12 protein-coding genes and 1 riboswitch are annotated in these 21,278 nt (G+C 59.1%); all 12 genes read right to left on the bottom strand.

All coding sequences use genetic code 11. The features are described from left to right. The 12 genes from H2O17_RS03725 to H2O17_RS03670 all read right to left on the bottom strand — a co-directional run bounded on the left by H2O17_RS03725 (nt 1) and on the right by H2O17_RS03670 (nt 21,155). On the bottom strand, nt 1-426 hold the full coding sequence (locus H2O17_RS03725) for a cytidine deaminase (protein WP_182050404.1): 426 nt from the start codon (nt 424-426) through the stop codon (nt 1-3). A gap of 89 nt (nt 427-515) precedes the next feature. Further along, nucleotides 516-1,808, bottom strand: coding sequence for an ABC transporter permease (locus H2O17_RS03720; RefSeq protein ID WP_182050403.1), 1,293 nt, complete (start codon nt 1,806-1,808; stop codon nt 516-518). Beyond that, a complete protein-coding gene (locus tag H2O17_RS03715) occupies nt 1,805-2,923 on the bottom strand; it encodes an ABC transporter permease (protein ID WP_182050933.1) in 1,119 nt (372 codons plus the stop codon). The genes H2O17_RS03720 and H2O17_RS03715 overlap by 4 nt, the downstream gene beginning before the upstream one ends. A gap of 59 nt (nt 2,924-2,982) precedes the next feature. Beyond that, entirely contained in the window at nt 2,983-4,521 is a 1,539-nt protein-coding gene (locus tag H2O17_RS03710) for an ABC transporter ATP-binding protein (protein WP_182050402.1), read from the bottom strand. A gap of 198 nt (nt 4,522-4,719) precedes the next feature. Continuing rightward, a complete protein-coding gene (locus tag H2O17_RS03705; RefSeq protein ID WP_182050401.1) occupies nt 4,720-5,805 on the bottom strand; it encodes a BMP family lipoprotein in 1,086 nt (361 codons plus the stop codon). 191 nt (nt 5,806-5,996) lie between these two features. Beyond that, nucleotides 5,997-7,070, bottom strand: a complete 1,074-nt coding sequence (locus tag H2O17_RS03700) for a mannose-1-phosphate guanylyltransferase (RefSeq protein ID WP_182050400.1) — start codon at nt 7,068-7,070, stop codon at nt 5,997-5,999. Between the two features lie 37 nt (nt 7,071-7,107). After that, nucleotides 7,108-8,211, bottom strand: coding sequence for a YihY/virulence factor BrkB family protein (locus tag H2O17_RS03695; protein ID WP_182050399.1), 1,104 nt, complete (start codon nt 8,209-8,211; stop codon nt 7,108-7,110). A 2-nt stretch (nt 8,212-8,213) separates the two neighbouring features. Next, nucleotides 8,214-9,038 (bottom strand): exodeoxyribonuclease III, encoded by an 825-nt coding sequence (locus tag H2O17_RS03690; RefSeq protein ID WP_182050398.1) that lies wholly within the window; start codon nt 9,036-9,038, stop codon nt 8,214-8,216. A 140-nt stretch (nt 9,039-9,178) separates the two neighbouring features. Then, nucleotides 9,179-10,057, bottom strand: coding sequence for a bifunctional methylenetetrahydrofolate dehydrogenase/methenyltetrahydrofolate cyclohydrolase (locus H2O17_RS03685; RefSeq protein ID WP_182050397.1), 879 nt, complete (start codon nt 10,055-10,057; stop codon nt 9,179-9,181). Further along, on the bottom strand, nt 10,057-11,394 hold the full coding sequence (glyA, locus tag H2O17_RS03680) for a serine hydroxymethyltransferase (protein WP_182050396.1): 1,338 nt from the start codon (nt 11,392-11,394) through the stop codon (nt 10,057-10,059). Before glyA ends, H2O17_RS03685 begins: the two co-directional genes overlap by 1 nt. A gap of 20 nt (nt 11,395-11,414) precedes the next feature. Continuing rightward, nucleotides 11,415-11,504, bottom strand: a riboswitch (ZMP/ZTP riboswitch). Between the two features lie 41 nt (nt 11,505-11,545). Next, on the bottom strand, nt 11,546-11,986 hold the full coding sequence (gene acpS / locus H2O17_RS03675; protein ID WP_182050395.1) for a holo-ACP synthase AcpS: 441 nt from the start codon (nt 11,984-11,986) through the stop codon (nt 11,546-11,548). Between the two features lie 193 nt (nt 11,987-12,179). Further along, a complete protein-coding gene (locus tag H2O17_RS03670; protein WP_182050394.1) occupies nt 12,180-21,155 on the bottom strand; it encodes a type I polyketide synthase in 8,976 nt (2,991 codons plus the stop codon). Nucleotides 21,156-21,278 lie beyond the last annotated feature (123 nt).

The following is a 21,278-nucleotide window of genomic DNA, read 5'->3' as shown; positions in this document are numbered from 1 at the left end:
TTAGTCCTCGTGGTAGGTCGAAGTGGGGACCTCAGTCAGATCCTCTTTCCCGAAAGCAAACGGCATGACTTCAGGGAACGGCAAGATGCCTACTGGCATCGCGAGCAAGGTGCGCTCCGAGCCGTGTTCGGAAATAAGCTGGCGGCACCTGCCACACGGCACCACGGGTTCCTCATTTCCGTTAACTGCAGCAAAGGCAACAATATCGGTGCTGCCTGCCTTGATCATGTCGGAAACTGCGCCGCATTCGGCACACAGAGCAACTCCGTATCCGGAGTTCTCCACATTGCAACCACTGAAATAGTTGCCGTCTGCTGTGAGAATTGCGGCTCCCACTGGGTAGCCCGAGTACGGCACATACGCATGCCGCATTGCCTCGACAGCGAGGCCGTGAAGGTGCTCCCAGGTATTCTTGTTGATTTCCATGTACATCCCCTCAGGCGATGATGGCGGGCTAGCCGGTTGGCTAACCCGCCATATTCTCAAGCACTGTGGAAGGTTCGCTTCCCTCTGGCTCAGTTGTTGTATGGAACGTTCTCTGAGGCCGGTGGCCGCGAGCGGCCGACGAATCCGGCAACCGCGAGAACCGTCACGAGATACGGAATCATATTGATGAGGTTGGAAGGTGCGTTCGAGTTAAGGCTTGGCATCAGAATTGCGAGTGCCTTCGCGAAGCCGAACATCACCGCCGCTCCCACTGCCCCCAGCGGATTCCACTTGCCGAGGATCATTGCCGCGAGGGCGATGTAGCCGTTTCCAGCAGACATGTTGTTGTTGAAGCTGTGACCGATGGAGGCACCGATGGTGAAGAATGAGCCGCCCAATCCTGCCAAAGCTCCTGAGAGAAGTGTGGCGTTAACTCGGGTGCGGCGGACATTGATTCCCACAGTTGCCGCAGCATGCGGGTGCTCGCCACAAGCGCGCAGGCGAAGTCCCCACCGCGAGCGGAACAGGTAGATCGTCAACACTACGATCACCACATACATGAAGTACGTGAGAACTGTCTGGTTGAAGAGCACTGGCCCAATGACGGGAATATCGCCGAGCAGAGGGATCTTGACGTTCGGCAGGTTTACTGCCGAAGAGTTCAGTTCCGGATTCTCTGAGAGAACCGTGGAGAAGAAGAATGTGGTCAGGCCCAGTGCGAAGGTGTTGAGGACGACGCCCACAATAATGTGGTCCACGTTGTACTTAACCGCAAACAGAGCCAGAAGCGCACCCATGAGAACGCCTGCGAGCGGTGCAGCCAAGAGGCCCAGCCACACAGAGCCGGTAGCGGAGGCAACCAGCACACCTGCGAAGGCGCCAGCCAATAGCTGACCTTCAATGGAGATGTTGACAACGCCCGAATGCTCGGCAACCACGCCGGAAAGCGATCCGAAGATAAGTGGCGTGGAAAGTGCCAAAGCGGAAGCCAAAGTTGCTGTCAAGGTGACGGCACCCACGGCGTCGGCTCCTTGCCACGTCAGCAAAGCAGCCACGACGCTCGCACCGGCCACAATTGCCGGTACTACACCCACAGGCTTTCGGCTGACGGCTCGGTACAACGAGTAGAGAAACACGAGCAACGTCAAACCGGCCAGTATCCAGTTCATCGTTGCGCCATTGACATGCCAGTCCGGAATCACGAATCGATCCGAGCGGCTCAATGTGAACCGGAACGTGGTCATACCGCTGGTGCTCGCAGCAACCACAAGCGTCACGATAGTCGCCACTGCGTACGTGATGGGCATCTTCCAGCTGATCTTTGTGACGATGTCGCTGGGAAGCGCAGGTGCTACTTCTGGAGTGAGAACCGTGGTGCTCATGCTGCCACCTCCTTCTCTGCTTGGAGTGTGAGGTACTGACGAATTGTCATGTCATTCTGCTTTGGAAGGCGGAACATCCACCGCACGAACGGCGGTGCTGCAATCAGCAAAACGATGACCGACTGGAGTACGAGGACCATGTCGATCGGCACATCAGCTTGCGCCTGCATGATTCTGCCGCCTGCTTTGAAGGCTCCAAAGAGCAGACCCGCGAAGAACGTGCCCGTGGGCTTGTTCCGGCCGAGCAAGGCCACCGTGATCGCATCGAAGCCGATTGATCCAGCCACGTCACCCGTTAGGTACTTCATCGTGCTCGTGACCTGAATGCCACCCGCCAAGCCCAATAGCGCGCCTGAGAGCGCCATAGTCATAGCGGTGACGAATGCGATTGACATACCCGCAGTTCGGGCCGCGTGTGGGTTGGCACCAACGGCACGCAGTTCAAATCCCCACGTTGATCGTTCAAGGAACCACCACACGAAAATGGCTGCCGCAATGGCCACCACAAACCCCAGATCGAGCTGGAACGGGGCGGGTAGGAGACTTGGCATCTGGGCTGAACCCGCGATGATCTCGGATTGCGGATTAGATGAGCCTTCGCGCTGGAAAGTTGGCTGTGTTAGCAGGTACGCCAGGAAAAGCGTTGCTATCGAGTTGAGCATGATGGTCAGAATGACCTCGTTGGCGCCTGTCTTAGCCTTAAGGATTCCTACGATCCAGCCATAGAAGCCACCAGCAGCAATTGCTGCCACTAGGCAGAAGAAGAGGTGCACCCCATACGGCAGATCGAAGGTGAAACCAACGTAAGCCGCTGCGATTGCACCCATGACAAGCTGGCCCGTACCGCCGATATTGAAGAGCCCGGCTCGGAAGCCCAACGCCAATCCCAATCCACCGATGATGAGCGGTACAGCAGCGTAGATGCTCGATGTGAGTGGCTTGAACATCGTTGCAACGTCACTGGCCTGGTAGTTGAAGATAGCGCCGCGGAACATTGCTAGGTAAGCATCGGCAACGCTGGCACCAGAAATCACGATGAGAATCGCGCCGACAATCAGCGAAACGACGAATGCGAGTACGTAAACGAGCCAGCTGGATCGAACCCCAACGTACAGCGCCGCCTTGGCCCACTGTCCAAAGCTAACCTTGGCCGGGACGGCTTCTTGAGTTTCCGTCACTGGGCCACCTCCTGCGTGTCGTGTGAAATGGCTTCCTCATAAGGAACGCCTGCCATCATGAGGCCCAACACCGCTCGCGACGTGTTGGCTGGGACCACACCAACGATTCCCCCGCGGTACATAACCGCAATGCGATCAGCCAGTCCAGTAACTTCATCCAGTTCAGATGAAACCACGAGCACGGGGACATTGGCATCGCGCGCCGCGATGATCCTTTGGTGAATGAACTCAATTGAACCAACATCGACGCCGCGGGTTGGTTGGTTTGCCACGAACAGGCTCAAGTTGCGCGAGAGCTCGCGGGCAACTACCACTTTCTGCTGATTACCACCGGAAAGGGTGGAGATCGCATCAGATGTCTTAGTCAATCGAATATCGAATTCCGCGGTCAATGCCTCGGCATGCTTGGCAATCTCAGACGGATTGAGAGCCGGGCCCTTTGCAAAGGGTTCATTCTTGTACTGATCGAGCACAAGGTTCTCAGCTACTGAGAACTGCGCAACCATGCCGTCAGTGGACCGATCCTCCGGGACAAAGCCAATGCCAGAATCAAGGCGCTTGCGAACGTTGAGCTTGTTGAGCTTCTTGCCTTCGAGCGTGATTGTGCCTTCATCGGGTGTTTGCAGACCCAAGATCACGTCAGCAAGTTCCGATTGGCCGTTACCCTGCACGCCAGCTACGGCAACCACTTCACCGGCATGAACGTCAAGACTGATGTGGTCTAGTGCCACCGCACCGTTTGGATCCACGAGGGAGATGTCCTGAAGTGAAAGGCCAACTTCTCCGGGTGTGTATGGCCCCTTTTCAACACGGAGCAGAACCGGGCGTCCGACCATCATTGTGGCCAGCTCCGCCTCAGTAGAACTTGGGGACGCTTCGCCAACAACCTTTCCGCGGCGAATAACGGTGATCTTGTCAGCCACAGCGCGCACTTCGCGCAGCTTGTGGGTAATGAAGATGATCGATGTTCCCCCGGCAGCCAGCTGCTTCATGATATCCATGAGTTCATCGGTCTCCTGCGGGGTGAGCACCGCAGTGGGTTCGTCGAGAACCAGGATGGAAGCATCACGGGAGAGCGCCTTAACGATTTCGATTCGCTGCTGAGCGCCCACCGGAAGATCTTCGATGTAGGCGTCCGGATCGATATCAAATCCGAATCGAGCTGAGACATCGCGCACCAGCTCCCGGGCCTTCTTCACATCAATGATGCCGCCCGACTTGGTCGGCTCATATCCAAGCGCCACCGACTCCGCCACAGTGAAAACGGGGACCAGCATGAAGTGCTGGTGAACCATGCCGATACCGGCGGCCACGGCGTCGCCTGCTCCACGGAACCGGACGGGCTCACCGTCAAGGAGAACCTCACCTTCATCCGCCTCATAGATGCCATAAAGAACATTCATGAGAGTTGACTTGCCGGCGCCATTCTCACCAAGCAGAGCGTGGATTTCTCCCGGCTCGACGGTCAGATCGATATGGTCGTTGGCAACCAAGGGACCAAATCGTTTAGTGACCCCTCTAAGCTCCAGTTGCACTGTAGCCTGCCTTTCTTCATCCGCAACTTGGCGGATCGGAAGCTTTCGTAGCGGTTCGCTCCACCGCGACTATTCAACGGAATGACGGCACGCCATGTCGTTGATCACAATATCGCAGTCGCTTTATCCTAGCAAACACTTTGGGTGCATAAAGGCCCGGCTATTCGCTCACGCGCAACAGCCGGGCCCTCTGCGTTATCAGTTGGAAGAATCGGACTCAACGACGATTGTGCCGTCGATGATGTCCTGCTTCAGCTGATCAAGGGTATCCGTCAAGCCATCCGGGAGCTGGCTCTCGAAGTCGTGGAATGGAGCGATATCAACGCCACCATTCTCAAGGGTACCGATGTAGTTTTCGTTGCTGAAGTTGCCTTCAGAACCAACCTTGATGGTGTCGAACACCGAGGCACCGATGCCCTTCATAACCGAGGTCAGAGTGATTGAACCGTATTCGGTGGACTCGTACCAATCGGAGTCAACGCCAACGATGTAGGTGTCACCAGCAGCCTGAGCTGCAGATGCTGCACCAAGACCAACTGGGCCTGCCACTGGCATGATGATGTCCGCACCCTGCTGGATCAGCTGGTTAGCAACCTGGGTGCCGAGCGTCTGGTCGTCGAAGCTGTTGGTGAACTGACCGGTCTGGGTGTCCTTATCCCAACCGATGAGGTTCACGTCCGTGCCGTTGTCTTCGTTGTACTTGGAGACGCCGTCAGCAAAACCGTCCATGAAGATTGTGACGGATGGGATCTGGATACCACCAAAGGTGGCAACCGTTCCGGTCTTGGTGAATGCAGCTGCCGCGTACCCAGCGAGGTAAGCCGCTTCCTGAGTGTTGAAGACGAGTGCGCGGGTGTTGTCGCCTGCGTAGTCGTCGCTGAAGGTGGAATCGACTAGTGCGAAGTCGACGCCGGAGTTGGCAACTGCTGCTGCACCAACTGCATCAGCAAGGTTGAAGCCGACGCCAATGATCAGGTTGCAGTTGGAGTCAACCATGGCCTGAACGTTTGGCTCGAAGTCTGTGGAAGATGTGGACTCGGCGTCGTTCTCCTTGACACCCAGTTCGGAAACGGCCTGTTGAAGCCCTTCCATCGCAGACTGGTTGAAGGACTTGTCGTCCCAGCCGCCAGCGTCGGAAACGAGGCAAGCTGTGTAATCGATTTGCTCTGCTGCTGTGGTTGCGTCGCCGCTGCTGGTATCGCTGCTGTCGTCGCTGTTTCCGCTACAAGCACCAAGCATGAGCGCTGCGGCGCCGAGCGCCGCAACAAACTTGAGGTTCTTCACGCGTATTCTCCTGTGTGTGTGCGTCTGGATCGCCTGATTAGGCGTCGGACACGATAAGTGTACGTGTCCAAATGCTGGTTGTGGGGCATTAATCTGCGGCATTGCGGGGATTTGGCCGTCTGTAGCCAAAAACTCACCATATCTCAGTTTGATCTCGAAACACTTCATGCCCTAGCCATCGCACATCCGAGCTATAGAAGCATGTCTAGGCCAGCCATCTTGAGGGAATCGACGGCTGTTTTTACTTGTTGGGAAGCGCCTTTTTGGGTCACGAGAATAACATCGTCTGTTTCAACTATTACGACCTCGGGAACACCCACCACCACGACCGGCTTGGAGTGGGTATAGATCAGTGCGTCAGGCGAGTCGATCCGCATGGTGGGCTGTGCTGTCCCACCGGGTGAGATTTGGGAGGCCATCTCAGTGGGATCAATCACGTCAGCTAGTGAAGCATAATCACCAACATCGGACCATCCCATATCAGCGGGGACAACCGTGACGCCGTGCTGAGCGGCCAAAGGCTCCGCAATGGCTCGGTCAATGACCGCGTTGGCAAGGTGGGTCCAGTGTTCCTCAATGGCCGCTTCGCGCCCTGGCCCGTCCCACGCAGCCCCCAAGGCACGCACAGGACCAGCGATTTCAGGGTGAAACAGCTCCAGTGCATCAAGGAGCACGGAGGTGCGAGCAATGAACATACCCGCGTTCCAGAAGTACTCACCGGTGGCCAAATACTGCGCAGCGGTAGCAGCATCCGGCTTCTCGACGAAGGACGTGACCATGCACGCGCCCGAGCCTTGCTCGGAGCCTGCGTGGATGTATCCGTAGGCTGTTGAGGGCTCGTCTGGCGTGATTCCTATTGTGGCAACGAATCCGGCCTCTGCCGACTCAATTCCGCGAGCCACTGCCTCCCGGAAAGCGTCTTCGTCCGTAATGAGATGATCCGCCGCAAAACTGCCGACGACGACGTCGCCACAACGAGCTTCGATAATCGCGGCCGCAAGGCCGATTGCGCCCATCGTGCCGCGCGGGCTCGGCTCCACCACGATTCCGGCGGACGGCACTTGGGATGCCACTGCGGCCTCATGCTCAGAACCGCAGACGACCATCGTCTGATCTGCCAAGGGCGCGATGCGATCGACGGTGAGTTGAAGAAGGCTGCGCCCTTGCCCAGTGAGGTCCGTTAGGAACTTGGGATTGGACCTGCGCGAGAGCGGCCACAATCGCGAACCTGCTCCACCTGCGGGAATGATGGCGTGGAAAGGCATGATTGTTCTCCATTCAAGGTGGTGGCGAAGCGTCACATTAATTCGACGCTGCGGGATCTGCAGTGGTGGTTTCGTCTGGAGTTGGCGGATGAGTTGGCGCGTGGTGATCGCCAATGAGGCTACCCGTCAACGGATCGTGCGGCCATGTGAGCGTGTGCGGTGCGGTGAGAGAAACGTAATTGGGGGTCTCGGCAGCGTGGATTTGATCGGCAGACTCCACCGGGGCGGGACGTGGTGGGTTCGCCATGAATGCCGCAGCCATCAGGAGAATCCGGGCCGAAATGTTGAGCCAGAGCAGCAAAGTCGCGAGTGCTGCAAACGAGGCGAGGAGCCGATTCTCGGAAACCGATCCCACCACAGATGTACCGAGCATCCGGATCGCCGAGGTGCCAAGCGCAGCAACAAAGCATCCGAGCAAAAGGTCGCGGCGTGGCACGCGGACGATGGCCACCACTCGGATGAGGAATGCCACCACCAGTGCGTCAATCACGAGCGATGCGAAGACGGAACCCACGCGCAAGGTCACGGATGCGGCCTGACCACCCATACCTAGCTTGTCCGCGAGTGCTGTAGCGACGAGCGTGAAGGAGGCCGAGGCAAAAATGCCCAGAACCAGTACCAAGAATCCGCCCAGTGCCCGCACGTAGACGAGCACCACGTTCTCTTTCATCGCGTTCATGCCAAACATCGCTCTGATTGATCCCGAGATCGACGTAATCATTGAGATCGCCGTCCACAGCAGCACTAGCGCCGCAATGACAGAGGCAGGCGTGATCACCGAACTAAGGACCAGAGAATCAGGATCGATAAGGCCTGTGGAGCTCGGATCTGCAGGGTTCGTGAAGAAGCCAGGAAGGACTTCATTGACAGCATCGATCACTTGGACCTTGAACTCGGCGTTCGAACCGAGCACTGTCATGAAGACGGTCCACGCAATAGTGGCGGCTGCCGCTATTGAAAACAGGGCAGAGTATGCAATCCCACCAGATAGCAGACCACCGCGGGCAACGCCGTACCGCGCGAGTGCCCGGGCTGGCCACAAGGCCTGCACCCGATGGATCACCGATTGAACCCAAGCGATGCTGGCTTTGACTCCAGCCCAGATTCTGTGCAGTGGGCTGTGCGATCGGGACTGCTCCATCACTACAACTCGTAATCAATGATGAGCGGAGCGTGATCGGAGAAGCGAGTGGCGTACGTGGCCGCCCGATCGATCGAAAACGCCCGAGCTGACTGGGCCATCGCTGGATTGGTCATCTGGTAGTCGATTCGCCAGCCCACGTTGTTGTCATACGCCTTGCCGCGTTGGGACCACCAGGTGTAAGGCCCCTGTGTGTCTGGCGAAAGCGAACGCTGGGTGTCCACGTAGCCGTAATCCCCAAACCACCGGTCGAGGTAAGCGATCTCTTCATCAAGAACGCCCGCCGTCTTGTTGTGGTTAGGCTTCCAGTTGGTGATATCGAGTGGTGTATGAACGATGTTGAAATCGCCTGTCACAACTATGCGTTGAGTATTGGCTGTGGCCGCGCCGCTCTGCATTGCTTCCAACCTCCGAGAAACGCTATCGAGATGGGAGAACTTGGCGGCCATCTTTTCTTCCACTCTTGCATCCCCAGAGTGGAGGTATGCCGATACGACCGTCATTGAGTATTCGGGAAGCTCCACTTCAATCCATCGGCCAGTATCCACCAGTGGTTCTTCCAGCCCGTTTGGTTCGGCGACGCCGACGCGCACCTCGCCAGTCGCGATTGATTCGCGCACTGCAACGGTAACACCTGCGCGCCCCTTAATGTCGCAAGCCCGGCTGAACACGTGGTATCCGGGCCCAATCAGGCCCTCGATGAGACTCTCGGGTGCGCGAACCTCTTGGAGCAACAAGACGTCAGCGTTGACGGCTTCCTTCCACGCAGCCATTCCCTTGACAGCTGCGGCGCGGAGGCCATTCACGTTACAGGTTGCGATTCGCACATGTTCTCCTTGGGTCAGTCCTCACCACTGGCACACGCGGCCGGTGGTGAGGTGCGCAGGCTGTGCGCACCTCACCACCTTACCGAGCTTGGTGACCCATCCGCATCATGTTCTGCTGCGCTTGGGCGCTCCCCCATCTGCTAGCGCAGACCCGCCTGCCTTTGGGCGATTGCCACAACATTGGCTAAGAGCATTGCTCGAGTCATGGGCCCGACACCCCCAGGATTCGGGGAAATCCAACCCGCAACGTTCGCGACCTCTGGATCGACGTCGCCGGTAATCACGTACTTTCCGCGAGATTCATCAAAGACGCGGGATACTCCGACGTCGATCACCACAGCGCCAGGCTTGACCCACTCCGCCTTGACCATATGTGGCTGGCCAGTGGCGGCGATGACTACATCAGCGCGGCGTACTTTCTCCGCTAGGTCAACAGTTCCTGTGTGGCACAAGGTGACGGTGGCGTTGATGGCGCGGCGAGTTAGGAGCAGCCCGATGGAGCGGCCCACGGTCACCCCGCGTCCCAGCACGCAAATGTCCTTGCCTGCCAACTCCACGCCGTGACGTTCGAGCAACTCAATGATGCCAGCCGGAGTGCATGGCAGCGGTGAGGAGATCTCCTCGTTCACCCGCAGTACTAGCCTGCCCAGATTGGTCGGATGCAGACCGTCAGCGTCCTTCTCAGGATCAATGAGCTCCAGCAGATCATTGACGGGAATCCCTGCAGGAAGCGGGAGCTGAACGATGTATCCGGTGCAGTGGGGATCATTGTTGAGCCGCTCGATGGCCGCGCGAATATCTGCCTGCGTGGCATCGGCTGGCAGGTCTTCGCGGATTGAAGCAATGCCCACCTCAGCACAGTCACGGTGCTTGCCCGCAACATAAGAAACAGAGCCCGGATCGCTACCCACAAGTACTGTTCCTAGGCCAGGTACCACCGGTAGTAGCGCCACGCGGGAAGCTAGCTCTTGCTTGATCTGGCGAGCCGTTTCCTTTCCATCGAGGATCTGTGCTGGCATCAGCGATTCCCAGCGTTCGTGAACTCGTTGACCGAATCTTGCCCGGTGAGGGACGCACCAGTCTGGTCGAGGCCCTCGTACAACGGGAAGGCCTCCGTTAGGCGAGCAACACGGGCACGCAATCCATCAATGTCTGCGGACTTTCCGTGAGCAAGTGCAGTTGCGATGACGTCTGCAACCTCAGTGAACTCCGTGGCACCGAAACCGCGGGTCGCGAGCGCTGGCGTTCCGATGCGCAGGCCGGAGGTGACGCGAGCGGGCCGCGGATCCCACGGCACAGCATTGCGATTGACCGTGATGCCCACCTGATCAAGCAGGTCTTCGGCCTCTTGGCCGTTCATGGGCGAGTTGCGCAGATCGACGAGCACGAGGTGAACGTCTGTTCCACCGGTCACGAGTGAGACGCCTGCATCGGCCACGTCCTTCTGGAGAAGGCGTTCAGCCAGAATACTTGCGCCTTCCAACGTGCGCTTCTGGCGCGCCTTGAATTCATCGCCAGCCGCAATCTTGAAGGCCACCGCCTTGCCCGCGATAACGTGCATGAGCGGGCCGCCCTGTTGGCCTGGGAAGACCGCCGAGTTGAGCTTCTTTCCAAAGGCTTCGGCGTCACGCGAAAGCAGCATGCCCGAGCGTGGGCCTCCGAGCGTCTTGTGAATCGTGGTTGAGACGACGTCGGAGTACGGCACGGGGTTCGGGTGGAGGCCTGCGGCGACGAGTCCAGCGAAGTGAGCCATGTCGGTCCACAGGTATGCTCCAACCTCATCGGCAATCTCGCGGAAAGCCGCGAAGTCAAGGTGACGCGGGTACGCGGACCATCCGGCAATGATCATCTTGGGGCGGGTCTCTAATGCCTTCTCACGGACTATATCCATATTGATGCGGAAGGACTCCGGATCAAGGCCATAGGCGACCATGTTGTAGTTCTTGCCTGAGAAGTTGATCTTCATGCCGTGGGTAAGGTGGCCGCCATGGGCAAGTTCGAGGCCCATCACGGTATCTCCCGGATTAACCAATGCATGGTACACAGCGGCATTGGCCTGGGCACCCGAGTGCGGCTGCACATTTGCGTACTCCGCACCAAAGAGCGCCTTCGCCCGTTCGATGGCCAAGGTTTCTACCTTGTCCACTTCTTGGCAACCACCGTAGTAGCGGCGCCCCGGATATCCTTCGGCGTACTTATTCGTGAGAACTGAACCCATCGCCTGCAGGACTGCGCGAGGCACAATGTTCTCTGAGGCGATCATTTCGAGGTAGTTGCGCTGCCGCACCAACTCAGAATCGAGTACTGCGGCGACGTCAGGATCAACAGTGGCAATTGGATCGTCGAACAACGACATTCTTCCTCCTGTGCATTGCGAAGCCCGGCCCAGGCGAGCGACCGGTTGTCGCGAAACAGTATGCCGCTCCCCGATGGTGACCACCTCAGGCGCCAGTCGCGGCATGTCCAAGGTTACCTTGCTACCTTGGCTAAATACATCATGATCCGAGTTACGGAATGGACCCTTCGATAGTGACCACCGCGCTTGCCACGCCACCGTCATGGCTCATGGAGACGTGTACACGGATACCGCCCAATGTATGCTCAACGAGGCGGGCTACATCGCCATGAAGTTGGATGCTGGGTCTGCCCCATTGATCCTGGATGATTTCGATCTCCGTCCACACCACATTCTCTGGAGAAATGACGGGCGGCTGGCCGACCATTGCTGAACTCCACGCTTTGATGAATGCCTCTTTGGCGGCCCATCGTGCGGCAAGGTGCGTGCTGAGATCGGCTTGTTCACCCGGGACCGCATGGGCAGCAGCGCGTGCTTGCGCGTTCCGGCGCTCGCGGCTTGTGAAAGCTCCCATGAACCGAGTACCTGGTTCGCCAATTTGTGCGGCGAACGTGATTGTTTCGACGACGTCGATCCCCACTCCCACGATCATGCTGGGCCTCCTCTCCAATACCCTCAGTGGCTCCCCTGTTACTCAAGCATCGTGCTTTCTGCGCGATTGGCCAACCCCGTATGTGCAAACGTACGAACGTACGGGCGCGGTGAGATGACTCGTAACCGCGCCCGTGCGTCCCTACAGGTTCACGCTGAAGATGGAATCAGACCCCACAGCTGACACCGCGGGTTTAGAAGGTACCCTCGGCGCCCAGACGCGCAGCGGGATCAACCAGCATGCGTGCCTCTTGCTCGTGAGCATCGCCGGTGAAGCGGTGCCCACCGACCTCCTCGTAGAGAGGTTCGCGTCCAATCATGCCCGCTGCCATGTGCCGCGCACTTTCTGCAAGGCGGGAATCCGCTTGGGAGCGCCACAGCTGTGCAGCATCAGGTCCATCTGACAATTCGATTGCCTTCTCGAATGCGCCAGGGTGAACCAGAGCGAGGATTCCGGCCACGTGCCCGAAGCCCAGAGATGTCAAGAGCGCCGCCTTCGCGGTACCCACGTGCAGTGGATCGCGCAGCCACACCAAGAAATCATCCTCTGCAAACTCCTCATCTTGGCAGTCAAGCGCCTTGTTGCCGGGAACGGTTCCCTCAGAGAACAACTGAACTAGGCCCGAGATTTGGAACAATGCGGCTCCACCCTTGGCGTGACCCGTCAGGGTCTTCTGCGAGACAACGTAGAGCGGGTTGCCCGCACTACGTCCGAGTTCGCGTGCAATGCGCACGTGGAGTTCAGCTTCATTCGGATCGTTGGCGTTCGTGGAGGTGTCATGCTTGGAAACCACCGCGATGTCATCGGCCACAACCCCGAGCTTGGCCAAGCTACGCGCCATCTGCGAGTTCTCTCCCCCGCGCACGGATGCCAAGGCCCCCTGACCGGGCGCCGGGATGGACGTGTGAATCCCATCGGCGTAGGAGTGCACATAGCCAACAACGCCCAGCACGGGAAGGCCAAGATCGCGGGCGAAGTCGCCACGCGCGAGCAACACCGTTCCACCGCCCTGGCTCTCCACGAATCCGCCGCGCCGAGCATCGCCTGCTCGGGAGAAGAAACGTTCGCTGATTCCCTTATCGCGCATTTCCTGCGAGTTGGCCGTAGCGTTCATATCGCCGAATCCGATGAGGGATTCGATCTGCAGATCGTCGATGGCACCAGCCACAACAAATGTGGCCTTGCCCGCGGCAATCTTGTCCGCGCCCTCTTCAACCGAAACAGCTGCCGTGGCACACGCGCCCACAGGATGAATCATGGAGCCGTAACCACCCACGTAGCTCTGCATCGTATGTGCAGCCACCACATTGGGAAGGGTTTCCTGCAGGATGTCCTGTGGGTACTCCTTGCCGACGAATCGATCCACGTAAAGGCGATGCATCGACGTCATGCCACCAAAGCCAGTGCCCTGAGTGGAAGCGACCTCGCTCGGATGCACGGCGGCAAGCAGCTCAGCCGGGCTGAAGCCAGCACCGATGAAGGCGTCTACGGTTGTCAGGAGGTTCCAGATCGCCATGCGATCCATCGACTCCGTCATGGCCGCCGGAATACCCCAATGCGCCGGGTCGAAACCGGTGGGGAACTGCCCTCCCACTGTGCGGCTCAAAGTGGTGCGACGTGGCACATAGGTCACTGCACCTGCGCGGCGCGTCACCTGCCACTCCCCATCCACGAATGCCGAAGTAGTGAAGTTCGGATCAGCCGCAATGTGCGCCTGCGCAGCCGCTTCGTCCGCCACACCAAACGTGATATCGGATGCCAAGCGCACCGGAGCAACATCGACGGTTCCAAGGTCAGCGAGCGCGCCGTCGTCGACAAACGAACGAATACCCGATCGGGCCACAACCTCGTTGCGGTACTTTTCCCAAATGTCGGCCTCGTCAACCAGAACATCATCCGTGTTGTACCAACCAGGTTGCGGCGTATCATGCCAGGTCAAGAGGCCCATCATCCACGCCATCTCGAGCACGCCGGCCGCAGTCATGTCCACGTCCCCATCCGAATCAATGCCGAGTTCGGCCTCCAGACGGGTCCGCGAGGATCCCCACGGGCCGATCTCGCCGAGTCCGACGATGACCACCATGTCCTCTGGCCGCGCGGTCACCCCAGCCCAATCAGCTGTCTCCGCACCAACCTGATGAGGAGTCTTTGCATTAGGAAGAGCCTTGATGGAAGCAGGAACCACAGCATCTGCCTCTGGAGCAACCGAAGAACTCGCCTTGAGAGCACGCAGATCCACATTGGAGAGGCCGCCCGTCAAATCCACATCGAGCGGAGCCAGCGAAGCCTGAGCACGGGTCTGATCACTGCACAGAGCTGCGAGTTGCTCCCCCATTTCCGATGTGGACCACGTGCGCACTCCCGCGGCGTGAACAGCGGCGACCAACGGATCATTGTGCCCCATAAGGCCCGTTCCACGGACCCAACCAATCTTCGCCTGCACCAGCGACGTGCGGGCACCCCACGGCTCAACGTTCCATTTGTTGCAGATCGCATCGAACGCAGCCTTGACTTCACCATATGCACCGTCGCCACCGAAGGTTCCCCGGTTGGGTGAACCCGGCAAAATCGTATGGAGACGATGCTCTGTATTGGTTTCCTCGCCGATTGCGGAGAGTCCCGCCACAAGCCGTTCAACGCTCCACAGCAACACTCGCGCCTGGTTCTCGGCCTCAGGGCCGGCCTCTGCCATCGTTCCGCGGACCGAAGGGGCCGCGAACGGAAGGAGGAAGTCCGGCGTGAGCGCCGGCTTGACCAGCTTGGACGTGGCGCCAACAGTCTTGCGCTGCTGCGAACCAACCCACTCGATGACGGAATCAACATCGCGGAAGCTTGCGAGGTTGGCGGGAACAAGCCACAGTTCGGCTTCTCCACGCGCGTTCGAACGGTACAGCTCCTTCGCGAAGCTGAGGCGCGCGGTACTGATCCGCGAAGCGGTCATCACCACTGTTGCGCCACCAGCCAGAAGGCGAGCAGCTGCTGCACCTGCTATGGAGCTCGGCGTCACGCCAGTGACCACAGCCACCTTGCCCGTGAACTCTCCAGCTGAAGTATCGCGTGCCTGCGCCGCGATCTGGCTCAGCCGTTCAGCCAAGGCAGGGTTGCGAGCAGCCTGCCATTCTGCTTGGCGTGCCACTTCTTCCCCAGTTCCATAGAAGTTCGCATTGATTTCTTCACCAAAGGAGATCCGCGCGACGTCTTCACGGGCGGTGGCCCAGCGATCATTCAAGTGAACTGCACGGTTCGCATCGAAAGCTGGTGCCACGAAGGATTCCCACCCCGAGCCAAGTTCGGCGGCAATCGCAGCGCGCAAGTCGGCATCGTCAGAGGAGTCTGGCTCACCAACAGGAGCGTCCTGCCCCAATCGCGCCAAGAGATCGCGGGCCGTATCAGCAAGCACCGCCGTCATATGCTCGGAGAAGGCATCCAGAGCGGCAGAGTCAACCACGGCCCCACTTCCAGCAGCACCTGCGCTCGGCCGTGACACCGAAACGCCCATCTGCGCTCCAACTTCCATGATCGCCTCATCGACAAGTGCATCCAGTTCGGCTGTGCTGGAAGGCTGCCCAGCGAGCGTGGCAAGTTCACCACCGCGCGTTGACTTACCCTCGCGCGTACCGAGCACGATGACGGCCTGTACGTGGGCTGCCCAGCCACTCCCGAGCTGCCAGACATTCGCAACGCGATCAGCCACGCGAGCGGGCTTGGCACCCGCAGCACCCGTGACAGCACGAAGGCGTTCACCAACTACCTCGGCCAGGACAGGTCCGAATGCGTGGTAGCCGTGCGCCTGCTGATCCACCTGCGCAACAAGTGTTGAAAGCGAAGCCTCAGCAGCACCATCCAACGTGGCAAGTTCAAACTCAGCAGTCATATCCATCAGAATCTGATTCCGCTTCGATGAAACGCCGTTGGTCAGTGTCTCCACCGTGTCTACATCCACGATCTGGTCTAGGCGAACCTTCGTCTCCTGGGCGAGCAAAACCCGCAGAGCGTTTCCTGCGCTGAACGGAATATCTGCAGCAGGAGCGCCCGACCCGGAAGCGACCGGGGCGCTGGCCGCAGGAACGTGGGCAACAGGAGCTTCGGCAACCCGAGTCTCAGAAACCGGTGGCGCTGCGACGTCGTCGGCCGATCCAGAAATGGAATCAGAATCGGAATCGAGAGCCACGGCCGCCACGTCCTCACGCAGAACACGCTTGGAATCGCGCTGCACGTTCAGCACGATGACGTCATCTCCTGAATGCTCGGGTAGAGCCAAGGTTTTGGTGATCATGTTGGCGAGGGTTGGCGAAGAAGCCAAACCAACTTCGACGATTTCCTCAACGCCGTCACGAATGAGTATTTCCTGAGTTTCAATCCACCGCACGGGCGAAGCGAACTGCCACGCAAGAAGCTCAACGAGCAACGTGCGAGCCACTTCGTTCGGATCCTCCATGCGCTGATCGAAGTTCGCACGCAGTTCGGCGATGCTTTCAGAAGGCACCACCTCGAGGATGGAATCGGCAAAATCTGCCGTCAACTCGAACGGACGCGCCACAAGGTTTGGTACGTAACGGCCTTGAAGGCTGACGATATCGATCGATGCGGGGAGCAGACCCTCCAACAGATTGCGGAAGTCAGGAACTCCTGGACGCAGAACGGAGGAATGGAAGGGGACGTCAATGCCCGGAATGAGAATGAATGGGCGGCGCCCGCCAAACTCTTCAGCTCGGCGGCCAGCTTCCTTCTCTAGCGCCTTCAGACCCGCGATCGTGCCCGCAATTGCGTACTGCTGACCGGCAAGGTTGAGGTTGACCACCTCAAGAAACTCACCGCTGGCTTCGGCCACGGACGCAACGAAGCCGACGACGTCGCCAGCGCCAACTCCCAGTTGGTTGGGCCGGAGCGCACCCAGGCGGTAGTTGGACTGCCCCTGCGCGTCTCGAGGCACCAGATGGTGCATGGTGGAGCCGCGCTGGAAAACGATCTCAAGGACGTTCTCCAAGGAGAAGACCTTCGCATAAGCAGATAGAGCGGTGTATTCACCCAGCGAGTGGCCTGCAAACATCGCACCATCAACCAACGCACCTGCCTCGCGCAGACGTTCCGTCTGCGCGATCGCAACGGTCGCCAGAGCCACTTGCGTGAACTGGGTCAGGTTGAGCACGCCCTCTGGGTGGCGATAAGTGACGCCCCGAGCAGTGAGCTCCTTTGGGTTGTCCTGCACCACCGCGAGGATGGAGAATCCCAGGGCTTCGCGGGTGTGCACATCTGCTCGCTCCCACACGCTGCGCGCCGCGGGCGAAGATGCCCTCTCATCCAACGCCATTCCGGCCGTCTGAATACCTTGACCTGGGTAAACGTATGCCGTGGAAGGTGCCTCCACCTGAGCAGTCGCTTGCGCCACGATTTCGCCATCAATACGGCACGTAACTTCAAGCGCAAGGCCACCGTCGCGTATTCGGCCCACGCGTTCGGCGCTGATCTCCACTTCGTCCTGCAAGTTGACCATCCCGAACATGCGGTAGGTCCAGCCCTTGATGCGCAGGCCCGAAGCATCGGCGGTATCTGCCACCGTGTGCTGAGCCGCGGCGCACAGCCACATTCCGTGAACCAGTGCGTCATCCATACCCGAAACCTTCGCTGCCCGCTGGGAGGTGTGGATCGGGTTGAAGTCACCGGAGACGATAGCGAAAGCGGTCATGTTCGCAGGCGCGGTCACCTTGACGCGGCGCAGCAAAGAGCGCGCCGTATCCACGACCTCGCCCGCGGCGCCACCGCGCGGTGCCGGATCCACTGGAAGTTCCGTTGTAGTGACACGGCCACGCATAGCGAAGCGTTCCATGAAATTGATGACTGTGCGTCCACTCGGATCGGTCACGCGAGTCTTAATTGTGACAACGCGGCCGGCCGACGATTCGGCGATGGATTCGCACCACGAATGGGCTGTGAGCGTGCCCGCCGCAAGGATCTCATCGAGCGGCACATGCAGAAGCTCGGAGTGGTCCAGATGCACTGCTGAAAGCAGTCCCTCAATGACGGGGTAGCCATGAGCAACACCTGCGCCGATCGCAGCGTAAATGGTGGGCCAGCAGGATCCAAGCAACGCCGATGGCACAGCAACTGAGGTCAGACTATCCGGCGCAGTGACACCAGCGTGGAGAGCCGGAATTTCGGCGGAGACAGCAAACTCGAAACTCGCCTCATTCAGTCCCGTCTGATCATTGAACTCAAACACGGGAAGCTCTTCAATCGGCGTTCCGCCAATAGTTGTGCTTCCTACTCCAGCCGTCACGGCCAAAAGCGCGCGCATGGCCTGTGGAAGGCGTTCGTCGTCGACAATCGGAAGTCCACCATTGTGTACGGAATCCGGCAAGAGGATGGGAATACGCAACTCGCGGACGGCGTGTTGGTTGGCTGAGGTGCCCTCCCAGAATGTATCGAGCGGAAGGTAGAGCTCGAGGCCCGCTTCTGTTTCAATAAGCTGGCATTCGTCGACGACGGCGGCCGGGTTGGCCGCGAGCTGCCCGTGCCAGAGGATGTAGGGAACGGTGCGAACGAATTCTTCACGATCGTGCGCGAGCAGTGAGAAGACCTCAGGAGCTTCGCCAGAGATGCGCTCCACCGTGGCATCTTCGAACCGCGCAAGGATCTGCGCCACCGGTTCATCCACGGCGGTAATTCCAGCTACTGAGACCGGTCCAGGAATAATGCGAACCTGATCCGCCGTGTAGCGAGGGTCCTGGGATTGCCAGAGGGAATCCGAACCCCACCACTGCAGAATGTCTGCGCCGATGATGGGCACAAATGGAACAGGCTTTGGGTACTTGCGGCACAGAGAAATGAACCATGCTGCATCAGCAGCACTGACGAGCGTGGAGGAAGCCTGGGGGTAGGCGGCTTCGAAGGAAGATATGGCCGCGGCCGGATCTTCCACAGATTCGATTTGAGGGAACACCGTCTCCCATAATCCGTGGTCAGCCGGGCAAAGGCGCGCTTCACAACGCTGCAGCAACTCGTGGAAGCGCTGAACCAATCCCCAATCTGTCCACGGGTGAGTCAGTTCTACATAGCGACGCACGAACTGCGCGTACGTCATCTGCTCAAGGTCACCGAAATACGGCTTTGCCGTCTTATTGATCGCCTCGAGGATTTCCTCGCGCCGGGCTTCAACGGCCTCAGCGTCCTTATCAACTGTAACGAGCAAGCGGCCACACGCTGCCGCTGAGTTTTCAACCTGGTAGATATCCGCACGCAGCTGCGAAAGCCCCGACGTGATGCCGCCACGGACGTCACCTGAGGCCACCCAGCCACCCTGATCTTCTGCGGCTACGCCTGAAGTGGCGACAAGCAGCTCCTTGACATCCCGGTTGGTCTTAGCTTCCTTCGCCGTCATGGCCGCTGTTCCGATGAAAATCGCATCCACGGGCATCGCTGGCATGGAGTACTTGTACGACCATTCGCCGGTCAAGTACGTGGCGGCGCGCTCGGGCACTCCCAGGCCTCCGCCAACCGCCAAGACAATTCCGGTTTCGCGCACCTCACGATATGTGGCAAGAAGAAGTTGGTCCAGATCTTCCCATGAATGGTGTCCACCGGCGTGGCCATCTTCGACCTGCATAATGAGCGGCAAGCCGGCACTGGCCCGGGCAATCGCGAGAACTTGGCGGATCTGATCAACAGTGCCCGGCTTAAAGGCAACGTATGGGAATCCTTCGCCGCGCAGCCGCTTAATGAGTTCCACGGCCTCCTCTAGGTCCGGGATACCCGCCGAAATGGTCACGCCATCCAGCGGAGCGCCAGCGCCGCGCTCGCGTGAGACGAGGCGGCGGTTACCAAAGTGGAGGTCCCACAAGTAGCGATCTAGGAACATGGCGTTGAACTGAGCTGTGCGCCCAGGTGCCAACTGCTTCTTGAGTTCGTAGAGGTTGCCTTCCAAAACGTCTTCAGTAACCTGGCCTCCGCCACCCAACTCCACCCAGTGCCCGGCGTTAGCCGCAGCAGCAACGATCTCAGGATCCACCGTGGTTGGAGTCATGCCGCCCAGAATGATGGGAGAGCGCCCGGTCAGCCGAGTGAACGCGGTCTCTACAACTTTCTTGCCATCGATGGTGGCAAGAGAGGGAGCCCACTTGCTCCAGTCTTCTGTGGAAACAGAACGGGGTTGGCCGGAAATGAACTCATCGCGTGCACTTGCGGAACCCGCATTGATGTAGGTAACACCGGTACCAGCAAGGTTCTCAAGCGTCAGGCGCTGGAGGCTTCCAGGGCCCAGATCGATGACGAATCCGTGAGTACCATGTGCATCACCAAGCCGCGCGACCGCGTCGGCCGATTCTGCATTCCACTCCAGCGAATCGGTCAGAACGGCGCGTGCCAGATCGTGGGCGTTAGCAATGTCCAGCCCGGCTGCGGCGATCCACCCGTCAACGAGTGCAACGGCGGGTTCGAGCAGGTGGGAATGGAAAGGCGCGTCAACATCGAGGAACTCAGTAACCGGGGTGAGCGGTGCGCCGCCCGTGAGCTTCGCCGAGCGTTCTGATTGAGACGCCTTCGCAAGCTTCTCAATCTTTTCGATAATGTTCTCTAGGTCGCAGGGCTTACCCGAAAGCACCGTGGAGGTGCGCGAGTTTACGATTGCCAAGCTTGTATCGCCCAGAATCTGGCGCAACATCGCGGCAGGAACGCCGCGCACCGCGAGCATAGATGTGGACTCGCCGAGGCGTTCGGCTCCCACCTCACGGGTGACCTTCGTGGCAGCTGCGCCAATGAGCCGCGCCAGCGCGAAGATGCTTGCCGGTGCGTCAGAGTTCAGCATGGCAGCAGCGAGGATGCCCTGAGAGTGACCGATGATCTCCACAGGAGGCGTGGGAAGTGCGGCGGCAAGATCACAGTAGGCACCATACTGCGCAAGCAGGATGCCAGGAACAGAGGCAAAGGCAGACCCCTGCGTACTTGCAGTGCCATGCTTCCCCAGAAGGTCCAACCGGCCCGCACCGATCACGGTCAACGCCGGAAGAACTGGGCCGAGCATGGACTCAGCATCTGAATCGATCTTCGCAAGCTGAGTATTGATGCGGGAATCCGCGTTCAGTTCAGCGAGTTCGCGGGCCCACGGGGAGGATTGGCCAGCAAACTGGAGAATCCACGGCGTGCCCGCATTGAGCGATTGAGATACGGAAGTCATTGTTTGTCCTCTGGTAAGAGTTGTGGCATCGAGATTGAGTTGGGCTTGGTGATGCCTGCCGCGGCGCTGAGCCAACGGCAGACTGAGAGCAGAGTTCATGTGTGTGTTCATTACTTCCATGGC

Source organism: Changpingibacter yushuensis (genome assembly GCF_014041995.1).
In the GTDB taxonomy this organism is placed as follows: domain Bacteria; phylum Actinomycetota; class Actinomycetes; order Actinomycetales; family Actinomycetaceae; genus Changpingibacter; species Changpingibacter yushuensis.
This window is presented reverse-complemented; position numbering and strand designations above follow the sequence as displayed.

Coding starts and splice junctions, on each gene's coding strand:
- H2O17_RS03725 (WP_182050404.1), bottom strand. CDS start 426: ATGGAAATCAACAAGAATACCTGGGAGCACCTTCACGGCCTCGCTGTC.
- H2O17_RS03720 (WP_182050403.1), bottom strand. CDS start 1,808: ATGAGCACCACGGTTCTCACTCCAGAAGTAGCACCTGCGCTTCCCAGC.
- H2O17_RS03700 (WP_182050400.1), bottom strand. CDS start 7,070: ATGCCTTTCCACGCCATCATTCCCGCAGGTGGAGCAGGTTCGCGATTG.
- H2O17_RS03695 (WP_182050399.1), bottom strand. CDS start 8,211: ATGGAGCAGTCCCGATCGCACAGCCCACTGCACAGAATCTGGGCTGGA.
- H2O17_RS03685 (WP_182050397.1), bottom strand. CDS start 10,057: ATGCCAGCACAGATCCTCGATGGAAAGGAAACGGCTCGCCAGATCAAG.
- glyA (WP_182050396.1), bottom strand. CDS start 11,394: ATGTCGTTGTTCGACGATCCAATTGCCACTGTTGATCCTGACGTCGCC.
- acpS (WP_182050395.1), bottom strand. CDS start 11,986: ATGATCGTGGGAGTGGGGATCGACGTCGTCGAAACAATCACGTTCGCC.
- H2O17_RS03670 (WP_182050394.1), bottom strand. CDS start 21,155: ATGACTTCCGTATCTCAATCGCTCAATGCGGGCACGCCGTGGATTCTC.